Annotated in this window: 17 protein-coding genes and 1 pseudogene; 5 read left to right on the top strand and 13 right to left on the bottom strand. The window is 58.5% G+C overall.

What is annotated here, in order from left to right; genetic code table 11:
• Positions 1-195 precede the first annotated feature (195 nt).
• Entirely contained in the window at positions 196-1,614 is a 1,419-nt protein-coding gene (locus tag V2L32_RS18915; protein WP_331234131.1) for an MATE family efflux transporter, read from the top strand.
• An 86-nt stretch (positions 1,615-1,700) separates the two neighbouring features.
• Here the strand turns inward: V2L32_RS18915 and V2L32_RS18910 are convergent, their stop codons facing one another.
• On the bottom strand, positions 1,701-3,095 hold the full coding sequence (locus tag V2L32_RS18910) for a fibronectin type III domain-containing protein (protein ID WP_331234130.1): 1,395 nt from the start codon (positions 3,093-3,095) through the stop codon (positions 1,701-1,703).
• A gap of 366 nt (positions 3,096-3,461) precedes the next feature.
• On the opposite strand from V2L32_RS18910, the gene V2L32_RS18905 reads away from it, so the two are divergent.
• Positions 3,462-5,072, top strand: a complete 1,611-nt coding sequence (locus tag V2L32_RS18905; RefSeq protein WP_331234129.1) for an alkaline phosphatase family protein — start codon at positions 3,462-3,464, stop codon at positions 5,070-5,072.
• Positions 5,073-5,361: 289 nt separating this feature from the next.
• Complete coding sequence (locus V2L32_RS18900) at positions 5,362-6,459, top strand: GNAT family N-acetyltransferase (protein WP_331234127.1); 1,098 nt, start codon at positions 5,362-5,364, stop codon at positions 6,457-6,459.
• 102 nt (positions 6,460-6,561) lie between these two features.
• Here V2L32_RS18900 and aglM read toward each other — a convergent pair whose 3' ends face one another.
• From aglM to V2L32_RS18880, 4 genes and pseudogenes are all read right to left on the bottom strand, one after another.
• Positions 6,562-7,851 carry a UDP-glucose 6-dehydrogenase AglM gene (gene aglM / locus V2L32_RS18895; protein ID WP_331234126.1) on the bottom strand — a complete coding sequence of 430 codons (1,290 nt, stop codon included), beginning with the start codon at positions 7,849-7,851 and terminating at the stop codon, positions 6,562-6,564.
• An 81-nt stretch (positions 7,852-7,932) separates the two neighbouring features.
• Positions 7,933-8,949: a threonine ammonia-lyase gene (locus V2L32_RS18890; protein WP_331234124.1), complete on the bottom strand. Its 1,017-nt coding sequence runs from the start codon at positions 8,947-8,949 to the stop codon at positions 7,933-7,935.
• Between the two features lie 315 nt (positions 8,950-9,264).
• A complete protein-coding gene (locus tag V2L32_RS18885; protein WP_331234122.1) occupies positions 9,265-9,417 on the bottom strand; it encodes a hypothetical protein in 153 nt (50 codons plus the stop codon).
• Between the two features lie 304 nt (positions 9,418-9,721).
• Positions 9,722-10,389: pseudogene (locus V2L32_RS18880) on the bottom strand (DDE-type integrase/transposase/recombinase).
• 218 nt (positions 10,390-10,607) lie between these two features.
• Here V2L32_RS18880 and V2L32_RS18875 point away from each other — a divergent pair.
• Entirely contained in the window at positions 10,608-11,393 is a 786-nt protein-coding gene (locus tag V2L32_RS18875; RefSeq protein WP_331234121.1) for an IclR family transcriptional regulator, read from the top strand.
• Positions 11,394-11,416: 23 nt separating this feature from the next.
• Here the strand turns inward: V2L32_RS18875 and V2L32_RS18870 are convergent, their stop codons facing one another.
• The 6 genes from V2L32_RS18870 to V2L32_RS18845 all read right to left on the bottom strand — a co-directional run bounded on the left by V2L32_RS18870 (position 11,417) and on the right by V2L32_RS18845 (position 17,742).
• Positions 11,417-11,845 (bottom strand): universal stress protein, encoded by a 429-nt coding sequence (locus tag V2L32_RS18870; protein WP_331234120.1) that lies wholly within the window; start codon positions 11,843-11,845, stop codon positions 11,417-11,419.
• 442 nt (positions 11,846-12,287) lie between these two features.
• Entirely contained in the window at positions 12,288-13,763 is a 1,476-nt protein-coding gene (locus V2L32_RS18865) for a tripartite tricarboxylate transporter permease (protein WP_331234119.1), read from the bottom strand.
• Positions 13,760-14,290: a tripartite tricarboxylate transporter TctB family protein gene (locus tag V2L32_RS18860; protein WP_331234118.1), complete on the bottom strand. Its 531-nt coding sequence runs from the start codon at positions 14,288-14,290 to the stop codon at positions 13,760-13,762. Before V2L32_RS18860 ends, V2L32_RS18865 begins: the two co-directional genes overlap by 4 nt.
• 24 nt (positions 14,291-14,314) lie before the next feature.
• Complete coding sequence (locus V2L32_RS18855) at positions 14,315-15,388, bottom strand: Bug family tripartite tricarboxylate transporter substrate binding protein (protein ID WP_331234116.1); 1,074 nt, start codon at positions 15,386-15,388, stop codon at positions 14,315-14,317.
• 249 nt (positions 15,389-15,637) lie between these two features.
• The gene (locus V2L32_RS18850; RefSeq protein ID WP_331234115.1) at positions 15,638-16,414 is read right to left on the bottom strand and encodes an enoyl-CoA hydratase/isomerase family protein; all 777 of its coding nucleotides are present in this window, start codon (positions 16,412-16,414) and stop codon (positions 15,638-15,640) included.
• A 146-nt stretch (positions 16,415-16,560) separates the two neighbouring features.
• Positions 16,561-17,742: a CaiB/BaiF CoA transferase family protein gene (locus tag V2L32_RS18845; protein ID WP_331234114.1), complete on the bottom strand. Its 1,182-nt coding sequence runs from the start codon at positions 17,740-17,742 to the stop codon at positions 16,561-16,563.
• A 354-nt stretch (positions 17,743-18,096) separates the two neighbouring features.
• Here V2L32_RS18845 and V2L32_RS18840 point away from each other — a divergent pair, with 354 nt between their 5' ends.
• Positions 18,097-18,906, top strand: coding sequence for a TatD family hydrolase (locus V2L32_RS18840; RefSeq protein ID WP_331234113.1), 810 nt, complete (start codon positions 18,097-18,099; stop codon positions 18,904-18,906).
• A 42-nt stretch (positions 18,907-18,948) separates the two neighbouring features.
• On the opposite strand, the gene V2L32_RS18835 is transcribed toward V2L32_RS18840, so the two are convergent.
• Together V2L32_RS18835 and V2L32_RS21185 are read right to left on the bottom strand one after the other, a co-directional pair.
• Positions 18,949-19,518, bottom strand: coding sequence for a hypothetical protein (locus tag V2L32_RS18835; protein ID WP_457852207.1), 570 nt, complete (start codon positions 19,516-19,518; stop codon positions 18,949-18,951).
• Complete coding sequence (locus V2L32_RS21185) at positions 19,515-19,808, bottom strand: hypothetical protein (protein ID WP_409348456.1); 294 nt, start codon at positions 19,806-19,808, stop codon at positions 19,515-19,517. Before V2L32_RS21185 ends, V2L32_RS18835 begins: the two co-directional genes overlap by 4 nt.
• Between the last annotated feature and the right edge of the window lie 158 nt (positions 19,809-19,966).

The following is a 19,966-nucleotide window of genomic DNA, read 5'->3' as shown; positions in this document are numbered from 1 at the left end:
CACTCTGAGGGTTTCAACAAAGCCAACGGTACGTAATCTCCTAAACTCTCCCGGCTGCTGTCTCTCGACAGGGTCGCACTCCCACCTTCTCATTCGTTCGATATCGAGTTCGACCCCGATTCAGAGCCGTTCTATCTAACGGAACCCGCTTCCGCAAACTCAACGCTTAACGAACGTCGCGGACCGTACGTGAACGTGCTCGCCCTCCTCCTCTCGCTCGTACGATACCGGTTCTGGCGCGTCTGGAAGCGCGTCTTCTCGCTCTCGTGGCCGGTGATGACCGAACAGGTCCTGCGGACGCTGATGCGAACGACCGACCTGATCGTCGCCGGGTTCTTCTCGCCCGCCGCGGTCGCCGCGGTCGGCCTCGCCGACATCTACGCCCGATTCCCCCTCCGATTCGGCATCGGCATCGGCGACGGCGCGATCGCGCTCTCGAGTCAGGACACGGGCGCGGACGCGACGGCGAACCGCGACCAGGCCGTCACGCAGGCGCTTCTCCTCGGGATCCTCGGCGGCATCCCGTTCATAATCTTCGGAGTACTGCTCAATGAGTACGCGATCGCCGTCCTCGGGGGTCTCGCCGACCAGGCGGCGATGGCGGAGGTCGTCGAGTACGGCAGCGTCTACCTGTTGATCATCATGCTCTCGGCGCCCGCGGTCCACGTCAACTTCATCGCCGCGCGGTCGATCCAGGGGACCGGTGACACGCGGACACCGATGTACGTCAACGGCGTCGTGAACGCGCTCAACATCGTCGCGACGGTCACGCTCGCGTTCGGCCTCGGACCGATCCCCGAACTCGGGGTCGTCGGCATCGCCGCGGCGACCGCAGTCTCGGACTCGCTCGGCGCGCTGACCTTCCTCGCGATCATCCGGACGCCGTTCTCCGAGATCACCTACGTTCGCCCCCGACGGCTCGTCATCGCGAAACAGCTCGTGACCATCAGCTGGCCCCGGATCGCGGAGGGGCTCTCCGAGATGATCGCCGAGTTCCCGTTCAACGCGATCCTGCTGGCGTTCGGCACCGAGGTGAACGCGGCGTACCACATCGGTCGCCGGATGTACCAGCAGGTGGCCTCGCCGCTCGCCCGCGGCTACGGCGTCGCCGCGAACGTCCTCGTCGGACAGTCGCTCGGGCGGGGCGAGCCCGAGGAGGCGTACTACTACGGCATCGCGGCGACCGCTCTCAGCGTCCTCACTATCGGCGGGCTCTGTGCCGCGCTCTTTTTCTACGCCGAGTGGTTCGTCCTCGTCTTCACGCGAGATCCGGTCACGGTGGGCTACGCGACAGCGTTCGCTCAGGCGTTCGCCATCGCCGCGCTGTTCATCGCGGCGTACGTCGTCCTCGCCGGGTCGCTCAGAGGCGGCAGCGAGACGCTCACGCCGTTCGTCGCCCGGATGATCGGGACCTTCGTCTTCTTACTCGGGTTCACCTACGTATTCGGCGTTCTCCTTGGGTATGGAGTTCTCGCGGCGTACGTCGCCGTCGTCCTCGATTTCGCGTTCAGAACCCTCTACATCGGAGCGATATTCTACAGACAGCGCTGGGTCGACCGGGGGACCTCGATGATGCACGAACGTGGAAGTCTCGACGCGTCGTCCGAGGATTGATCTCTGTCGATTCCACTCGACTCCTCACGAACGCTCTCGATCGTAAAACCGATCGCTCGCGTCTCCGAGAACCGCAGTACAGCGACTTACAGATCGATCGTTTTCTCCCAGGAGGTCACGTTCCAGTCGGTGTCCGTGACCGTGATCCGGACGGTGTAACTGCCGCTTCCATCCCGTGTCCGGAGGTCGTGTGTCCCGTCGGCGGTCGATCCACCGACCGAAGACGATTCCGCATCCCTCACCGATCCGTGTCGTCGAAGCGCCGTCTCGACGCGGTCCAGTCCCGCTCCCTCGTGCGATACCGCCCACTCGACTCTCGCCCTCGACCAGGCCGGATTGCTCCTGTCGGTGACGTCGAACCGATCGATCGCGGGCTCTGTCACGGCCTCGGGTTCGTCCGTCACGAACGAGACGACATCGCCTGCGTCGCTTCCCCCGTCCGTGGAGGCGGTCGCGCGGAACTCGTACCCCGTATCGGGCTCGAGGCCGGATACTCCCTCCTCGAACGTTCCAGCCGCGTCGAGCGTCTCCGATGAGGTCGTCTGCCACTCCGAGCTACCTGCCTCGCGCCACTCGAACGCCGTGGTCACGTCGTCGGCCCCGCCGAGATCCGTCACCTCACCGCCGAGGGTCGCCGACCCGTCGTCAATGTCGCTCGCCCGAGTCGTGGTCACCTCCGGTGGTTTGATCTCGGGCTCGTCAGTGACGAACGAGAGCGTCTCGCCCGAATCGGTCCCGTCCTCCGTCTCGGCGACCGCACGGAACTCGTACCCCATATCGGCGGTGAGACCGGAGATCTCCTCCTCGAACGCTATCGGTGTCTCGGCCGTCGTGGACGGCGTCGTCTCCCATTCGGACTCGCCCTCCTCGCGCCACTCGAACGCTGCGTTCGCCCTGTCCGCGGTGCCGAGGTCCTCTATCTCCCCGATAAGGGTCGCGGACGTCTCACCGATACCGGTCGGCCGAACCGTTTTCACTACCGGCGATTCGATCTCGGGTTCGTCGGTGGCGAAGGTGTGAACCTCGCCGCTATCCGTCCCGTGATCGGACTTCCCGACTGCGCGGAACTCGTACTCCGTTTCGGCGCCGAGACCGGAGATCTCCGCGTCGAACTCCCCGGGTGCATCGAGCGTCTGTGACCGTATCGTCTTCCACTCCGACTCGGAGCTCTCGCGCCACTCGAACGCCGTGGTCACGTCGTCGGCGCTGCCGAGGTCTTCTACCTCCCCGATGAGGGTCGCTGAGGACTCGGTGATCGCCGTCGCCTGACCGGTCGCTACCATTGGCGGCCGGTCCACGACTTCGTCGTCGCCACCGTAGCCGCCCTCTCCATAGCCACCGGCACCGTATCCGGATTCCTCTGCCGATGCGGTGCCCGTCGCACCTACGAGGACGCTCCCGCTCGCTATCTTCAGATACGACCGTCTGCGCATCCAGAGCGAATCGGTCGGTTGGTCGGCTGTTTCCCGATCGAACGACATAAGTAAGGCAAGATTAATCTCTGCAAATTATATGCTTTCCGTCTATTTGACCGAGCCACTCGTCTTGGCTCTATCCGGGACACTTCGCTGCGTACTGTGGTCTCATCGCTCGCAAATTACTGGAAGAAATCGGAAGGTCCGACCCAGTCCAGTCCGTACATTCCCATTTCACGGACATTAGTAGCGAACGGTTATCACATACATCCGTACTCCGTATTTACTGCTGAGCAAGAAGTAATAGATGCATTATGACAACCGTGTTGGCAACTGGAAACACATCATATATTTTTCAAGTACTTCCCGTAGTGACGTTTGAGGTACTCTTTTCGTCCTGAAAGACGAAGTGGCTTGTTGAGGGAAAGTGATATGAAAACTCTCGTAATTGGATTGGACGGTGCCTGCGCTCCCGTTCTGAATCCAATGATCGAAGACGGGTTGTTACCAAACATTTCAGAGCTTCGGTCTCGGAGTGCAGTAGCACCACTCGAATCACAACTTCCCCCTTGGACGCCGAGTGCGTGGCCGTCTATGTACACCGGTGTCAATCCTGGAAAACACGGGGTTTATGATTTCTTACATTTCGATGGATACGAGTGGGACGTCGTTAACAGATCTCACGTAAAAGAGTACGCAGTTTGGGAACTGTTGTCGGATGCGGGGTATAGCAGTGTAGTCGTCAACGTTCCGGTTACAGGTCCTCCTCGAGAGTTTGATGGGGTGCTTGTCCCGGGATATACCTCCCCAGAAGCACCGGAGTGCCATCCAACAGGCGTATGGGACGAACTCGTCGAGGAGGTCGGCGAGTACAGAATCTATAACGTTTCTATGGGTCAGGGTGCGTCGGAGAGAGAGCGAAAACGAGGATACGGAGAACTGACTCGAATGCGAGGTGCAGCGTTTCAGTACCTTGTCGGAGAATACGACCCGGACTTCGGGTTCGTACAGTTCCAACAAACAGACACGGTGTTTCACGACTTCCCAGATGAGCAAGATACGATTCGACGCGTGTACAGCGATGTAGACTCAGAGGTCGGCGCTATCATCGAGACGTGTAAGCCCGACACGACCATCCTTCTCAGCGACCACGGACTCGGTGAGATGACCGGCCACGAGTTTAGGGTGAACGATCTCCTCAAGGAGAAGGAGTACGTCGTCACGACGGCCGCGGGTGGTGGGATGCCCTCGTGGAAAAGCATCTCACGAAAGCGACTCCGACAGGGTGAGTACAGCGATCGGACGGAGTCCACTCCCGCCGAAAAAGCGTTCGAGGTTCTTGCCCGAGTGGGTATCACCAGCCAACGGATCGCTCTAGTGATCAATCGACTGGGTCTCGAAGAATTGGTCCTGCGGATCGTACCATCCGACCTCATTAGAGCAGGGACCGAGCAGGTGAATTTTCCCGAATCAGTCGCCTATATGCGCTCACGAACCGAGATGGGCGTACGTCTCAATCTCGAGGGGCGTGAACCGGATGGGATTGTCCCCGGTTCTGAGTACGAGGAGATCAGAGAGGAGATAATATCTGTTTTAGAGGAGGCGGTGACACCGGAAGGCGATCAGGTGTTCGAACGAGTTTGTAACCGCGAAGATGTCTTCGCCGGGCCGTATCTGGAAGACGCACCCGATATCGTAACCGTCCCAGACGATTTTCAACACTTCCTCGTGGCGAATCTCAAAGGGAATATATTCGGCAGGCCGACGGAACCCTGGGAACACAAACTAGAGGGGGTGATCATGGTCTCTGGTGACCGGGTTGATACAGAGAAGCCCCTTGGCGAGCCTCATCTGTTCGACGTAGTTCCGACGATTCTGGCGACGTTTGGACTCCCGGTCGCCAAGCGAATGGATGGATCCACGTTACCTGTCGTTGAACCGACGGAGAAAGTTGAATACCCGCAATTCGAGCCGAGTGATGTAGTCACCACGGACGACAGTGATGTAGAGCAACGTCTCTCTGATTTAGGGTATCTCGGTTAGACTGAGAGTAAACGGTACGTTCCCCATTGTTCTATATAGAATTCTCGTGCTTCGTCGTACTTTGGTTCTTGAGGTCACGTCTGGCATTCTCAACCGGCCGTACTGCTTAACCACTTATTAAGAGCCTAAACTTACTTCGGTCAAGCTATTTTACAGGATTCTATAGTGGGAATTCACGAATTTTATACTTAAATTAGGATAAAAACTGCTAAAGTGACGCTCTATACTCCGGGATTGTTAGCACATACGGTCAAATTACTAATATAGTAGCCACACTATCATTATGGATATGCGCATTGAGGAGCTGGGGTTCGGGGAGTGGGAGGATGCGCTGCCAAGAGATGGCTTCGACGTATTTCATACGAGGGAAGCTCTTCAGGTGATGAACGAGCATACTTCATCTGACCTACACCTTCTTGGGGGCTTCAAAGGTCAACAGCGAATCGGCCTGGCACCGATCTTTGTTCGAGAACATGGAGTCGGACGTCTTGTAACTTCACCGCCACCTGGTTTGGGGGTCGGGAGACTCGGTACGATTGTCACTCCAACTAGTCCAAAACAACGGAAAATTGAGGAAGTCACCCGCGAGTTCACTGAACGGCTGATTGAAGCGACGGACGCTTCCGAGAAGTCGACACTCTTTCGCATGTCTTGTGGCACTTGGTGTACCGATCCACGTCCGTTCGGATGGGCCGGGTTTAACGTCATTCCATCGTTTACTTACCGACTTAACCTTGAATCAACTACCTCTGACGAGGTGATGAGTTCTTTCAGTCGAGACCGTCGAAAGGAAGCTCGAAACCGAAACGAATCGGGGATCGTTATTCGAATTAACGAGAAATCCGGAGCGGAGAGAGTTTATGACTCGATGATAGATCGCTACGAAGAACAAGGGTTAGACGTTCCCCTCTCAAAGGAGTTCGTTCTCGAGTTAGTGGCTGGGTTAGGCGAGCGTGCCCGTGTTTACACGGCTGAATCGGAGGATGGAGAGTTTTTAAGCGGAATGATTATTTTATATTCAAATGACACAGCCTACAATTGGAAAGGGGGTACCAAGAGTTCGAAAACGAGGTCTGGTGTGAGTCCTAACAGTTTGCTTCATTGGCAGATAATAGAAGATATACTCACTGACCCTGACTTGGAGTCAATCCTCGAGTACGATCTGTATACGGCCAATGACGAAAGACTCGTCAGATATAAGAGTTCGTTCGGAGGGAACCTCGTTCCGTACTACACTATCGAGTCGAATGGCCTTCCGTTGAAATTCGCGAAAGGGGTCTACCGGATGGCAGCACTCAAAAAAGACCCGTTTGGGAACAGATCCCTAGGGTCCGTTAAAAAGAATCTGCCGCCCGCTCCACCAATCCCGCAGTTCATAAAACGATAAACAGGCTTTATATCTATTTTAGTCTAGGGGGCTACTGCTACAACTCGTTCGAACGGTTTTGGTCGTATTTTCTAGTATCCTGATACTGACATCTTGGGTTTCCTACCACGTTAGCCCCACGTACGTGATTCCTTCACTCGCCTCTATAACCCGACGTCCGTCGACCACTACTGTCTGCTCCATCGCGTCGAACTCCGAATCGAGCGCCGCGAACTCGTCCCAGTCGGTGACGACGAGCGCCCCGGACGCTCCCTCGAGAGCCTCGGCGGCGGAGTCCGCGTACTCGACATCAGGGAACCGTTCTCGCATCTCCTCCGTCGCCACGGGGTCGTAGGCGACGACCTCTGCACCACGCTCACGCAATCCCTCGATGATCGGGATCGCCCGCGAGTTCCTGACGTCGTCTGTTCCAGGTTTGAACGCCAGTCCCAGAACCGCGATCCGTTTCCCCTCGGGATCGACGTGCCGTTCGAGCAGTTCCAGCATTCTATCGGGCTGGCGATCGTTCACTTCGACGACGGCGTCGAGGAGGATCGGGTCGTACTCCTTCTGTCGTGCAGCGGCCCTGAGGGCGTCGACGTCCTTCGGGAAACAGCTCCCGCCCCAGCCGACGCCCGAACGGAGGAACTGCTCGCCGATTCGGTCGTCGAGACCGATCGCGTCGGCGACCTCGTAGGAGTCGATGCCGTACTCCTTGCAGATGTTCCCGAGCTCGTTGATCAGGCTGATCTTCGCCGCGAGGAACGCGTTGTTCGCGTACTTCACCATCGATGCGGTGCGCGGGTCGGTGTAGACGACCGGCGCGTCGTGTCGTTCGAGGAGCGGCTCGAACAGCGCGTCGAGTCGTCCGGCAGCCCACTCGCTCTCGGTGCCGAAGACGAGTTTGTCCGGTTCGAAGAAGTCGGATACGGCGGTCCCCTCCCGCAGGAACTCGGGGTTCATCGCCACCTCGATCAACTCGCTCGCCTCGCCCGCACCCTCGTGGATCGCAGGCCCGACCCGTTCTTCGACCGCCCCTGGCGTGACGGTGCTCTTCACCACGACGAGGTGTCGTTCGGTGGTCTCGGAGAGCGCCTCGCCCGTGCTTCTCGCGGCGGCTTCGATCGCGCCGAGGTCGATGCTGCCGTCCTCGCGCGAGGGCGTCCCGATCGCGAGGAACGTGATGTCTCCTGCCGGGACCAGATCGTACTCCGTGCTGGCGGTGAGCCGTTCGCCGGCGTGCTCGGCGAGGAGGTCGTCCAGTCCGGGTTCGTGGATCGGCGCACGCCCCTCCGAGAGGCTTTCGACGATCTCGGGGTCGATGTCGATCGCGGTCACGTAGTGGCCGAGGTCGGCCAGGCAGGCGGCGAGTGTCGTGCCGACGTAGCCGCTCCCGACGACGGAGACGTTCATGAGCGTCGGTCGATACGAAGGTGCTTGAATCGGTCGAAACCGTCCGGTTCCGATCGGGTTCTCGGCCCGTCCGGTTCGCTCTCAGCGTAGTATCCCTCGGAGCGTCTCGAGTGCGACGTTCCGGCCCGATACGGGGAAGACGACGGTCCTCCCGGCCAGTTCCTCCTGACGCTCGAACGCGGCAGCGACGCCCGTCGCAGCCGCGCCCTCGATCAGGACGTGCTCCTCGGCGAGCATTCCCCGGATGCCCTCTCGCAGCGTGTCATCGTCCACGAGCACGAAGTCGTCGAGCCGATCGCGAAGCAGCTCCGCAGTTACGGCGAAGGGGACCCGGGTGGCTAACCCCTCCGCGAACGTTTCCATCCGGTCGTGCGATTCGAGCGCCCCTTCCTTCCAGGCTCGGTGCATCGCCGGTGCCGCACTCGATTGGACACCAACGACCCGTGCGTCAGTGAGTTCGCCGACGGTGAGACAGTACCCGGAGGCGCTACTCCCGCCACCGATCGGGGAGAAGAGTACGTCTACCTCGGGGAGCTCCTCGACGATCTCCAGCCCTGCGGTCCCGACGCCAGCGATCAGCGCAGGCTCGTTGGCCGAGTGGACGTACCGGTAGCCCTCCTCGGTAGCGCGTTCTTCGGCGTACTCGCGTGCGTCGTCGAAGGTTTCGCCGCGGTGTCTGACCTCGGCACCGAACCGCTCCATCGAGCGGACCTTTCCGGGATTCGCCCCCTCCGGAACGCAGATCACGACCGGGACGTCGAAGGTCTTGCCGGCGAAAGCGATCGATTGACCGTGGTTTCCGGTGCTCGCGGCGATGAGACCGGTCTCCCGGAACTCGTCGTCGAGGCGGGAGACCAGCGTCACTCCGCCACGGACTTTGAACGCTCCCGTCGGGAGAGTGTCTTCGCGCTTCATGTAGACGTCGGCGTCGAGTTCGTCCGAGAGCCACTCGCACCTGACGAGCGGGGTCCTCGGGAGATGTCTCGCGACGACCGGGCGGGCACGGTAGACGTCGGCTGTCGTCGGTGGCGTGAGATCGTGGTAGGGAAAGACGGTCGTCTCGTCGGGCGACTCGATGGGTTCGTACTCGGTGGCCATGGTGCGGAGATACCGACCACGATGTTATAGGTGCGGGATCGTGCGAGACCGACCGATAGCTCGATTCTACGTTTCGAATGGGAAGTTTTCTGCACCGGTCGGCGGAAGAGCCGTGACCGTCGGGATATCGTGATTCCCGAGGAGACCGAGGGCGAGGAGAAAGGCGACTCACGAGTCCTGAGACTGTTATCGACTTTCGCTACAAACGTACCGATGCTGGGTCCAACCCCCTTCGCGACTCCGGTCGTGGACCAGGACTAGACCGGTGGGAGTTTCGCATCGGCCGATTCCGTCCCGTCAGACTCGGTTCGCCCCTCAGGGGAGGTCGTCATCCTCGTCGTCCGGTTCCGGCTCCGGTTCGTCCTCTTCGGGCTCTTCCTCCTCGGGAACTTCCTCGGGATCCTCTTCGTCGCCACAGCCGGCGAGCGCAGCGACAGCCAAGAGAGCGACGAACGTTCGTCGACGCATGGTGTACGCTTGGAGAATAGACGAATAAACCCACTCCATGCAGGATCAAGCGGCTCGTCGTCAGCATCCCTTCCAGCATCTATAGAATACCTGCGCTTCAATAGTACCTGGGGAGCTAAACGTAGATTCGAATTGATCCTGCAGGAGTGGGGGGAGCTGAGGTTACGGGATCAGCACCCGATAAACTCGCGTCATCAGATCGTGTTATAGTGTAGTATAAAGGGGTCGTTGAAGCCGTGACGGTTTGAGATCCTCTGTGCTCACTTAGATGATCTCTCGTTAGGTCATTTCTCACACGGCATTGCTAGTTCAGGACCTCGTCGGCTGGCGTTCGTCCATCGAGCAATTGATGGGTCTCTAATGGCTGCAGTAATGCACGAAACATTCAATACATTTATGTGCGCTCGCCCGACTGCCCACCCATGAGTTTTGGAAACGGTCGACTCACGATTTGAGAGTGTGAAGCCGTTTTTTCGATGCGGTTTCGGTCAGTCTAGTTCACTCGGCCGTCCTGTCCTAATCGAGAAAGGGCAGTTCAATAACCGAACCGATCGACGAGAGACACTACCTCGGAGAGAGCGTTTTTCTGATGGAGTCCATGCAAGAACGTAGCCACCAGATCAGTGCCGTGGCGTCCGAACAAATGGACGTCAAGAATTGACTTCGTGTCATGGTCTATTGCAGTTTATAGACAAGACCAATCGCCGTTGATGTTGACAGGAGTCTCGTCAATCGCGACCTGCGTCGGCGGATCTGTGATGCCGTCAGCCAGCCGATGTACCTACTGTCAGATTGGTTGATGAGAGCGCTCTACGACGAGCAAGCGAAGAATTGCTTGTGTCTCTCGAAGTGAACAACCGGATGCGTGGAGTCGGGCGGTGAGCACCCTGACGCGATCGCCGTCCGCTCACGCTCCCAAGATTCATCGAAGTCCGCCGCGTAGCACTCACTGAGCAGGTCTACGAGCAGCATGTCAAGCCAACTTTACGATCTGCTCACTCCTGAAATTGACTCGACTAGACCGTGCCAAATAGAGAAAAATACTTATACACCACCAATAAATTATTTATTTATAATATTATACCTAGTAATGAACAGTGGCTCGTGCAGCGCCGCATACGACCGTCCACCCACGAGTTCAAGTACCGCGCAGCCCAATCATCGACTCATCTATGGGATCACGTCAATCGATGCCAAACGACGGATCTGGCAGGCGCCTCTCCTCTATTGAACGAACCTTCGACATCATCGAAGAGATAAAGGAGCTTGATGGCGCCCGTGTATCCGAACTGGCTGATCGCCTCGAGATGCCGAAAAGCACCGTCCACAACCACCTGACCACCTTGGTGAACAGGGGCTATTTGGTAAAATACGATGGTGAATACCGTCTCGGGTTGGATTTCCTCAACCTCGGACGCTACGTGAAAAGCGATTGGAAATACGAAATCGTCGAATCGAAAGTGCACGAGATCGCAGAAGAAACCGGGGAACGAACGATGTTTCTGGTCGAAGAGCACGGGTACGGGATCTACGTATTCGTCGAGACGCCGCCCGACGTGATCAAGCCTGGAAAATGGGTATACAAGCGTCGCTCGAGTCTCCACGCCGCGTCCTCCGGAAAGACCGTACTCGCACACCTCCCGGAGGCGTATGCGAGGGATATCGTATCGAGACACGGGCTCCCCCAGCTGACCGAAAACACGCACACGTCGATTGGGCCGCTGTTTGAGGAGATGGAGGTGATACGAGAACAAGGATATGCGCTCAATCGCGAAGAACACATGAAAGGCGTTCGGTCCGTTAGCGCACCGGTGTTTTATCCCGACGATCGATTTTTCGGCGCGCTGAGCGTTGCAGCCCCCGTCCGTCGGTTGAACGGGGACCGGTTCAGATCGGAAATTCCGCAACTGTTGATGGGGATTGCAGACGAGATCCAGCTGCGGTTACGGTACGCATCGGAAGAGGTCACGTTCTGAGACCTCGATTCATTCGCCCGGGTTCAGTGCGGAATCGACGAAACGACCGGGCAGTTCGCATTTAAAAGAATCGACTGTGTCACGCTCCCGAACAGAATCTTGCCCGCCGGTGATCGTTTCCGTCCTGAGACAACGATGTATCGGACGTCGTGTTCGTCGGCGTACTCTACGATCTTCGACGGCGGATCTCCCACTAGTCCAACGGCGGTTGTTTCGACGTCCGTAGCGGCGGCCGCATCCGCCGCGATTTCTCTCGCAACATTACGTATCCGATCTAAGTCGACCGCTTCGCCGGTTTCGTCGACACTCACGCGCTCGATTTCGACGAACCGATCGCGCGTCAGCGTGTGAACGACGTGGATCGGTTCGTCGAACGCGCGTGCAAGCGACTCCGCTTCCGAAATAACGTGAGCTGCTCTCCCCGACCGGTCTACGGCCGCAACGATGGCCATATCCTTGCGTTAGGACGCAGTATCTTTACTGTTCCCCCAGATTGTCCGCTGCGACCCCGAAGCTCTCGCCGGCGTCCTTCGACCGCTAAAACGATTTGGTCAGGACAGAGCGGATCTTCGAGGTCGGCGTCGACGGTATCACGGTTCCGACAATCGACTCCGAGGCGACCGCAGAACAACTGATTCGAGCTTCTCGGTGTCCGTCAACCGGCGAACGCGGGGTCTCGTCCGGTCGCGTGGCGGGTTACGGCCAGCGGTTCGTTGAGTACGTCAAGCGCGTATCCGCTCGTCGCACAGGTGTTCTCGACTCGGTCGTGCGCCATCCGATCCAGCATATCGAACCGCGGCAATTCCTGAACCGTCTGGTGGTCTACGCCCGTATCGTCGGATTCGTCTCGAAGAGAGTGCGAAGAGTGGAAAAGAAATGGGGTAACGTAGCCGTTCAGATGCGTTGGTTGATCTTTCGTTTGATCGGAGCTCCGAACAGAATTAAAAAGCACATGATGACCAGAATCGCCGAGAGGGGTCGGGAGACGAAAATTCCGAACGAGCCGTCGGATAGCTGCAGGGCGCGGTTGAGATTCGACTCCATCAGCCCGCCGAGGACGGCGCCTAGGACGAGAGCGATCACTGACCAATCGTTCTCGCGCAGGTAGTAGCCGAAGATTCCCATGAACAGCACGGTCAGCACGTCGACCCAGTTGGACCGAAGCATGAACGAGCCGCTCAGAGCGACGACGATCACGACCGGGATTATGTACTTCGTGTCAATCTTGGTGATGATTCCGACTCGGGTGACGGCCAGTAGCCCGACAACGAGGATGACGAAATTCCCCAAGAAGAGTGCGAGGAAGATTGAGTACGTCAGGTACAGCTCCTCTGCGAACAGCTGCGGTCCGGGGATCAGCCCGTGCATGAGCAACCCGCCGAGCAAAACGGCGGTGGCGGCGCCGCCGGGAATGCCGAACGAGAACGTCGGGATCAACGATCCGCCCACCGTGCTGTTGTTGCACGACTCCACCGAGACAACGCCGGTCGGGTTTCCGTCGCCGAATTTTTCGCCGGAGCTCCGAACCGCTTCGCCGTACGCGATGAACGTAGATATCGAAGCGCCGGCACCGGGGATGGCGCCCACTAAGATACCAATTCCGGACGACTTGATGACGGTTTTCGGACGTTGTAGGACGTCCCGGATGCCGGGTAGTATTGCACCGTCCATTTCGAACCCACCCTTCGAAATACCGCCGGGTTCCATCTTCAGTTTGTACATCTCGGACACCGCGAACAGCCCGATCAGTATCGCGACGAAGTCGAACCCATCGAATAGGTGGATTGATCCGAAGGTGTACCGCTGCTGCAGTCCGAGCGGCGACACGCCGACGGTCGTTAAAAGCAACCCTAGGCCCGCGATGGCCACTCCTTTGATTAGCGGCCCTCTCGTGATCAACGTGATCATCAAGATGCCTAACAGCGCGACCAGGAAGTAATCCTGCGACCGGAACATCAGAACGACTCTGGTTACGATCGGCGAGATTAGAATTAGGAATCCGATCCCGATGAAGCCGCCAAGCGCGGACGCTAACGCCGACGCCGCGAGTGCTCTCGACGCTTCGCCTTTCCTCGACATCGGGTAGCCGTCGAGTGTGGTCGCCGCGGCGGCGGCGGTCCCGGGGGCGTTGATTAGAATAGCCGCCACGCTGCCGCCGTAGTTACCGCCCAAATAGATCGCAGCGAGGAGAATTATCGCGTCTTGTCCCTCTAAAGGAACGGTGAGCGGCAATAAGATCGCCATGCCGAGTGCGGTTCCGACGCCGGGAATCGCCCCTAGCAGAATGCCGATCATCATGCCGAGACCGAGCCACAGTAACGTTTGACCGGAGAGGACGATCGAGAGGCCTTCAGCTAGCGCATCGATCATATCCTGTATCCCCACACGATCCCTTGATCGAGGTGCACCGGCGTGAAGAACGCGAACCCGAACACCACAGCGAACGAAACCGCAACCACCACGGCGGTCGATCTCCGATCAAGTTTATTCATCACGGCGTAGACGAGAACGAAGAACGGCGTGGCCCACAGAAAGCCGATCAAGTAAGCCAGTATCACGTACCCGATAGTCGCCAAGATTAGCGGATACAGTCTGCTGTCACCGTATTCCGAACCGCTCTCGACGGGGTCGGCCCCCACTTCCTCCTCCTCGATTTTCGCACCTTCTTCGTACTCGATCAACGAACTGTGTATGAGCTCGGGGAGATACCCGCGCAACAGCCAAATCGAAGCGGAAACGATCATGATGCCCGAGGCGATCATCGGAAACACGCCTTCGCTGAACGGGTACTCCGCGTAGGCGATGAAAAACGCCCACAGACCGACAGCTCCCAGAAGCACCGCGATCTGATCGTCCGTGGAGATGATGTTTTTTATATTTGCTAACATTGGCTTCATGGATAAAAAAGATGCAAGGCGGTGCTATAATTCGTCTAAGTCGATTTCTTCTTCGAGCCCTTCGAGCGCTTCGACGAATTCGTTGTTTGCGTCCTCTCTCGACCTGAACGTTATGTGGTTACCCGTTTCGTCAGACCACTCTTGGAGGTCGTCGGACGTCATGGTCTCTTCGAGGACCTCCTCCAGGTATTCGAGGATCTCCTCGTCCGTTCCCGGATTCGTCCACATCGCTCGCTGCGTATTCGTTATCCAGTCGAACTCTTCGTAGCCTTCATCGGCCATCGTCGGCGTGTCCGGCCACAGGTTCGAGCCCGTGCTGACCCAACTGACGAAGGCGTTGATCTCTCCGGAGTCGACCGGTCCGGTGAAGCTGTTCTCGGGGGCGGATCCGGCGTCCAGCTCGCCGGATGCGACGGCCTGCGCCACGTCAGCTCCGCCGTCGTACGTGATCGACCCTCCGACTTCGAGCCCGTGGTGTTCCTCGGCGAGTTGGAGCATGGCCAGTTCGGTCCCACCGGGGTGACCGTAGTCCAGGTCCGGAGCCATCTCGATGAACTCCTCGTAGGAGTCGACCTCGAGATCCGGATTGGTGACGATGAGCCTGGGCGTCGTCGCGTACACGCCGAGGGCCATCCCTCTGAAGTCGTCGATGTCGAAGATGTCGATTCCCTGCTGGAGGTATTCGAGTGCGATCGTTGGAAGGTTGTGCGTGAGGTAATCGTGTCCACCTCGGTCCGGATCCGCAACCTCGTTAGTGCCGACCATTCCGCCGGAGCCTTCGTGGTTTTCGACAGCGATGCTCTCGCCGATGATCTCTCCCATCGTCTCGGCGATGGTGCGAGCGTAATTGTCGCTGCCCCCCCCGGCCGAGTATGGAACCACGAAACGGAGATCGTCGGTCGGATACTCCAGATCGCCGTCGTCAGTGTCGTCGGCGCCGTTTCCATCGTCGGCGCCGTTTCCATCGTCGGCGCCGTTTCCATCGTCGGCTCCGTTTCCATCGTCGGCGCCATTGTCGTCATCGTCCTCGCTGAGGCAGCCAGCCAGACCGACTGCTGTGATACTGCCTGCTGCTTGGACGAATCTACGTCTTCGCATGACAGTGTCAGACATGAATCCCCTAAATAAATACTTAACGATTCACGATTATTACGAACTAGTGATTATAAATTTTGGGGAATAACTCAATAAGTGGTAGTTATATTAAATTCGATCGCTATCCACGAACGCCGACGCATTACGTACTGTATCGTTTGTTCCCATGGTCTTCTTTCGGATCGTGACGGCACCCGAAGCGCGAACAGCGTCGAATCAGCAAGTCGTCCGCGTGATCTCGAACTACCGCCGCTACTTCCCAATGAAATTCGGCTCCCGTCCCTCGCTGAAGGCAGCGATACCTTCCTTGTGATCCTCGCTCGCGAACACCTCGTCGCGAACTCTTCTGACCCACATTTGCTCCATTTCGGAGGGTGTGCCCGTCGATTCTAAGTTCCTAAAGATATCCTTCATGTATTTGAGCGAGAGTGGTGCGTTTTTCGCGATCGTGGTCGCAAGCTCGTACGAGGTCTCTTCGAGTTCGTCTCTCGACACGAGATGGTTCAAAAGGCCCATCTCCTTCGCCCGTTCCGCATCGATACCTTCGCCGGTGTACAGGAGTTCTTTCGCGTTGGGGAAGCCGACCACTCGTACCACCCGCTGGATGGAGGTTCCCTTGTAGACCAGCCCGATCTTCGCAGGCGTAATTCCGAACGTCGCATCCTTGACGCCTATCCGCAGGTCACACGTCGAGATCACCTCCATCGCTCCGCCGTAGGTGGCTCCGTTGATCATCGCAATCGTTGGATAGTCGTACGACTCGATCGTCTGGATCATCTTCGGCCAGAGCTGTTTTTCCTCTTCCGTCTGCTCCGTTCGATCGACGGTGAGATCGAACCCTGCGCTGAACGCTTTGTTGCCTTCCCCTCTGAGAACGACGACGTGGTGTTCATCGCTCACGTTGAGCGACTCGAACGTTTCGATCAGGTCACGGAGCATTTCGAAGCCGATTGCGTTCCGCTTACCCGGGTTACTGAGCGTTACGGTACACACACCGTTACTGACCGCTGTCGTGACTGAACCAGTCATGGCCCCCTGTTGCGGATACTATGCAATAAGCGTTTGCGGTTTGGCGGTACTTCACTCGCGGAAGTGCCCCGGAGAGACTGACGGCTCTCGCGGGACGTCGCCCGCGCTACGGTATTACGGCTCTGCGCCTCCTCCGTGGTGCCGTATCAGATCGCGCCGTCGTTCCTGAGATCGTCGATTTCCCCCTCCGAGAGGCCCACCACCTTGGACAGAACCTCGTCCGTGTGCTGTCCGAGTCGCGGTGGGCCCGACCGCACTTCCTTCTTCAGCTTCGAGAAGTGGAGCGGATGGCCGTGCAGGAGCACGTTGCCAACGTTCTCGTCTTCGTACTCAAAGACGTATTCGCGCTCCCGCGCCTGTGGATGGGACACCACGTCGCTCACCTTGTTGAGCGGCCCGCACGGGAATCCGTACTCATTGCTGATTTCGAGCCACTCTTTCGTCGTTCGCTCCTTGATCTTCGGCTCCATCGCCGTCATTATCTCGTCGTAGTGGTTTTGGCGGAGTTCTACGGTGTCGTACTCGGAGATCGGGTGGTCTGGAAGTTCCAGGATCTCGGTGACGAACTCGTCCCACGGCATGCTGAGCGTGCTGATGACGACGTGGCCGTCCTTCGTTTCGAACAGCTGATACGGCACGCTCGTCTGGTGCCGCGTTCCTTTAGGCGTCGGATTTTCGCCCGTAATACCGTACATGGTGATGTATTCCTCCATGAACGAGACTATCGTCCCAAAGAGGTTCGTCTCCACCTTCTGCCCCTCGCCGGTTTTGTCACGGTGGTGCAACGCGGTCAGGATGGCGATCGTCGCGTAGAGGCCCGCGCCGATGTCGCCGATTGCCTGCCCCACTTTGACCGGATCGCCGTCTTCCTGGCCGGTGACGCTCATGATCCCTGCCTCGGCTTGCATCACTAAGTCGACCCCTTTCTGATCCTTCTGCGGTCCCTTTTCCCCGTAGCCTTTGATCGACGCGTAGATGAGATTCGGATTGACCTCCGAAATGAGGTGTTCGGCGCCCAAACCGAACTTCTCCATCACACCGAGGCTGAAGTTCTCGACGAGGATGTCAGCGTCCGCGATAAGTTCCTTCGCGATCTCCTGTCCGCGTTCGTCCTTCAAATTGAGCGTAACACTCTTTTTATTTCTATTTCGGGAGATGTAGTTAACCCCCATGCCGTTTTGTTCCGGATAACTCCCGCGGGCCGAATCGCCGACGCCAGGACGTTCGATTTTGATCACTTCCGCTCCGAGTTCGCTGAGAATTTGCGTGCACCACGGGCCCGCGCGGACGCGTGTACAATCCACTATGGTAATGTCATCCAATGACATATCTGATAGCTTGCCTCGAATAGCCTTTAAACCTGTGCTTCGTCGCGATCACTCGAAACAGACTCCGTTCCCCTCGTACGGAAGAGACAACCAGTTCGCGGCAAGCTATTTATACGGCACGATCCGTCGTCAACACCCATGCCCGGAGATTATCCCAGCGCGCGGCCGATGGGTCGCTTTCGCTCGGAGGACGTCGGATTCGAACACAACGTCACGCCGAGCGAAGCGCAGCTTCCGTGGATCGACATCCATCAGCACGGACACAACACCTCCTGGAACGACAGACACGCGATCGACCTCTCCGGCGGCCACGCGGTCGTGTTTATCGGTGGGACCGCTGGTCCGTACCGACCGATGGCAGCCGAGGAGTTGCGGTTGCTCTGGGATGGCACGCTTCGTCAGAGCCACGCGGTGTCCCGGAGCCACTTCTTCGACGCGTATGTTGCGCTAGCCGTTCACACGACGCGGACGCGAACCGAAAACTGGGAGTCGCTGGTCGAACTTCTCTCGGAGTACGCGACGCTCGACGAGGTCGTTGCCATCGGCGAAACCGGCATCTCGCTGCAGACAGCCGGCGACGCGGATCCCTGGACCCTAAAGGAACAGCGGATGGTCGTCGGTGAGCAGATGCGAGTCGCCCGAGAGACCGGCTTGCCGGTGCTGTGTCACACACCATCCGATATGAAATCGAACGAGACTGCATTCATTCGGAGCAAAACCGAGGGAGGACACGACCACGCTCCGGACGCCGGGTCACAAGCGGGCGACTCCCTTGCCGCGGAGACCGCAAAGCGGGGTGCGACGGAGATATCTGTGCAGATCGCCGACGACGTCGGCCTCCCCGACGAGCAACTCGTAATCGATCACGCCTCGTCGCAGATCACCCCGTTCGTCCTGGAGTCGACTGGCTGTTACCTCAGCTTCAGCGTCGGTTCCACCATCCACGAGGTTAACATCGAGGCGGTCGCGGATGCGATCGACCGATACGGTCCGGATCGCATCCTGATCGACTCGGACATCACCGGAATGGCCGAAATAAACCCGTTCGCGATGAAGGAGGCGATACTCGACCTGCTTCGACTCGGCGTTTCTCCGGCGGACGTCCGCCGGGTTATTTACGAAAATCCGCGGGAGATTCTCGGGTTGAGCGACCTACCCGAGTAGCGTACCGGTCGTGATCGTTCACGAAAGCCAGGGCGTGATAGGTCACCAAGCCCGTTCGAGTACGGTCTCGATGTCCGTCGCGTTCGGGTCGAACCCATCGAGGGCTCGACGCATCAGCGCGTCCTCGAGGAACGCGGCGAGCTCCGGGAAGTCACCCCGATCGATCTCGGGAACGTCTTGAAACCTGGTCGGGAGGTCGAACGCGTCTCGGACGGACGTCACCGACCACACGATTTCGTCCGCCAGCTCAGACCGATTGTGGTTCCTCGGATCGATCCCGAGCCCCTCGGCCAGCAGCTCCCTCGACCTGTCGATGGCCTCGAAGAGGTACGCCAGCACGTGCGGTGGGACGATCGCGTGAATTACCCCTTGTTGGACCGGATACCGTCGAGAAAACCCGTGACCGAACGCGTGCAGCACGTCCGTCTGCCGCTTGTGCTGCACTAACACGATGCCGACGACGGCACGATCGAGCGCTTCGGAATCGTCGTCCGCTCCGACCACCGGGAGCGAATCCGTCACCAACCGGAGTCTGTGTACGGCAGTCGCGGAGTTGATCGGCGTAGACGAGTTCGAATAAATCGTCTCGAGGCCTTTGTTAAACCCCTTCATGACCGATCCTGCGGGCGCCGACCACAGCGTGGTTTCGAAGAGGTCTGGATCGTAGACCATCCCGATCGGTCGGTTCGATCCCCCGTTCGAATCGGGTATTCCGTGGGCGATCCCTCGATGCCCAGCACTTCGATCGAGCCGCCGCTCGAATCGGCGGCGCCGGCGAACGTCGTCGGGATAACGACGACGGAGTGCATCACGGCGGTCGGATCCGGCGGTCGCAGGATTCCTTTCCGAGCTTCGTCGATAAAGTCCGCATACGAGCGCCCATCGGCGACAAACACGCTCATCTGCCGCGCTATGTCGAGGGTACTTCCGCCGCCGACGCCAATGATCACGTCGCCGTCCGTTTCCTAGAGGAGTTCGAGTCGCAAACGAGCAGCGCGCTCGCATCGGGACCGTCGGGGAGGGTCTCGTCGACGGCCTCCACCGCACCCCGGCCGAACAT

Origin of the sequence: Halalkalicoccus sp. CGA53 (genome assembly GCF_036429475.1) — an archaeon.
GTDB classification, from domain to species: Archaea; Halobacteriota; Halobacteria; order Halobacteriales; family Halalkalicoccaceae; genus Natronorarus; species Natronorarus salvus.
Note: the sequence above shows the minus strand (reverse complement) of the source record. Positions and strands in the feature narration are given on the sequence as shown.

What these genes read in the sequence shown, in the direction of transcription:
- V2L32_RS18875 (WP_331234121.1), top strand. Translation starts at nt 10,608, where the DNA reads ATGCCAAACGACGGATCTGGCAGGCGCCTCTCCTCTATTGAACGAACC.
- V2L32_RS18860 (WP_331234118.1), bottom strand. Translation starts at nt 14,290, where the DNA reads ATGAAGCCAATGTTAGCAAATATAAAAAACATCATCTCCACGGACGAT.
- V2L32_RS18865 (WP_331234119.1), bottom strand. Translation starts at nt 13,763, where the DNA reads ATGATCGATGCGCTAGCTGAAGGCCTCTCGATCGTCCTCTCCGGTCAA.
- V2L32_RS18845 (WP_331234114.1), bottom strand. Translation starts at nt 17,742, where the DNA reads ATGTCATTGGATGACATTACCATAGTGGATTGTACACGCGTCCGCGCG.
- V2L32_RS18835 (WP_457852207.1), bottom strand. Translation starts at nt 19,518, where the DNA reads ATGAAGGGGTTTAACAAAGGCCTCGAGACGATTTATTCGAACTCGTCT.
- V2L32_RS18910 (WP_331234130.1), bottom strand. Translation starts at nt 3,095, where the DNA reads ATGTCGTTCGATCGGGAAACAGCCGACCAACCGACCGATTCGCTCTGG.
- V2L32_RS18870 (WP_331234120.1), bottom strand. Translation starts at nt 11,845, where the DNA reads ATGGCCATCGTTGCGGCCGTAGACCGGTCGGGGAGAGCAGCTCACGTT.
- aglM (WP_331234126.1), bottom strand. Translation starts at nt 7,851, where the DNA reads ATGAACGTCTCCGTCGTCGGGAGCGGCTACGTCGGCACGACACTCGCC.
- V2L32_RS18855 (WP_331234116.1), bottom strand. Translation starts at nt 15,388, where the DNA reads ATGCGAAGACGTAGATTCGTCCAAGCAGCAGGCAGTATCACAGCAGTC.
- V2L32_RS18885 (WP_331234122.1), bottom strand. Translation starts at nt 9,417, where the DNA reads ATGCGTCGACGAACGTTCGTCGCTCTCTTGGCTGTCGCTGCGCTCGCC.
- V2L32_RS18890 (WP_331234124.1), bottom strand. Translation starts at nt 8,949, where the DNA reads ATGGCCACCGAGTACGAACCCATCGAGTCGCCCGACGAGACGACCGTC.
- V2L32_RS18905 (WP_331234129.1), top strand. Translation starts at nt 3,462, where the DNA reads ATGAAAACTCTCGTAATTGGATTGGACGGTGCCTGCGCTCCCGTTCTG.
- V2L32_RS18900 (WP_331234127.1), top strand. Translation starts at nt 5,362, where the DNA reads ATGCGCATTGAGGAGCTGGGGTTCGGGGAGTGGGAGGATGCGCTGCCA.
- V2L32_RS21185 (WP_409348456.1), bottom strand. Translation starts at nt 19,808, where the DNA reads ATGAGCGTGTTTGTCGCCGATGGGCGCTCGTATGCGGACTTTATCGAC.
- V2L32_RS18840 (WP_331234113.1), top strand. Translation starts at nt 18,097, where the DNA reads ATGGCAGCCGAGGAGTTGCGGTTGCTCTGGGATGGCACGCTTCGTCAG.
- V2L32_RS18850 (WP_331234115.1), bottom strand. Translation starts at nt 16,414, where the DNA reads ATGACTGGTTCAGTCACGACAGCGGTCAGTAACGGTGTGTGTACCGTA.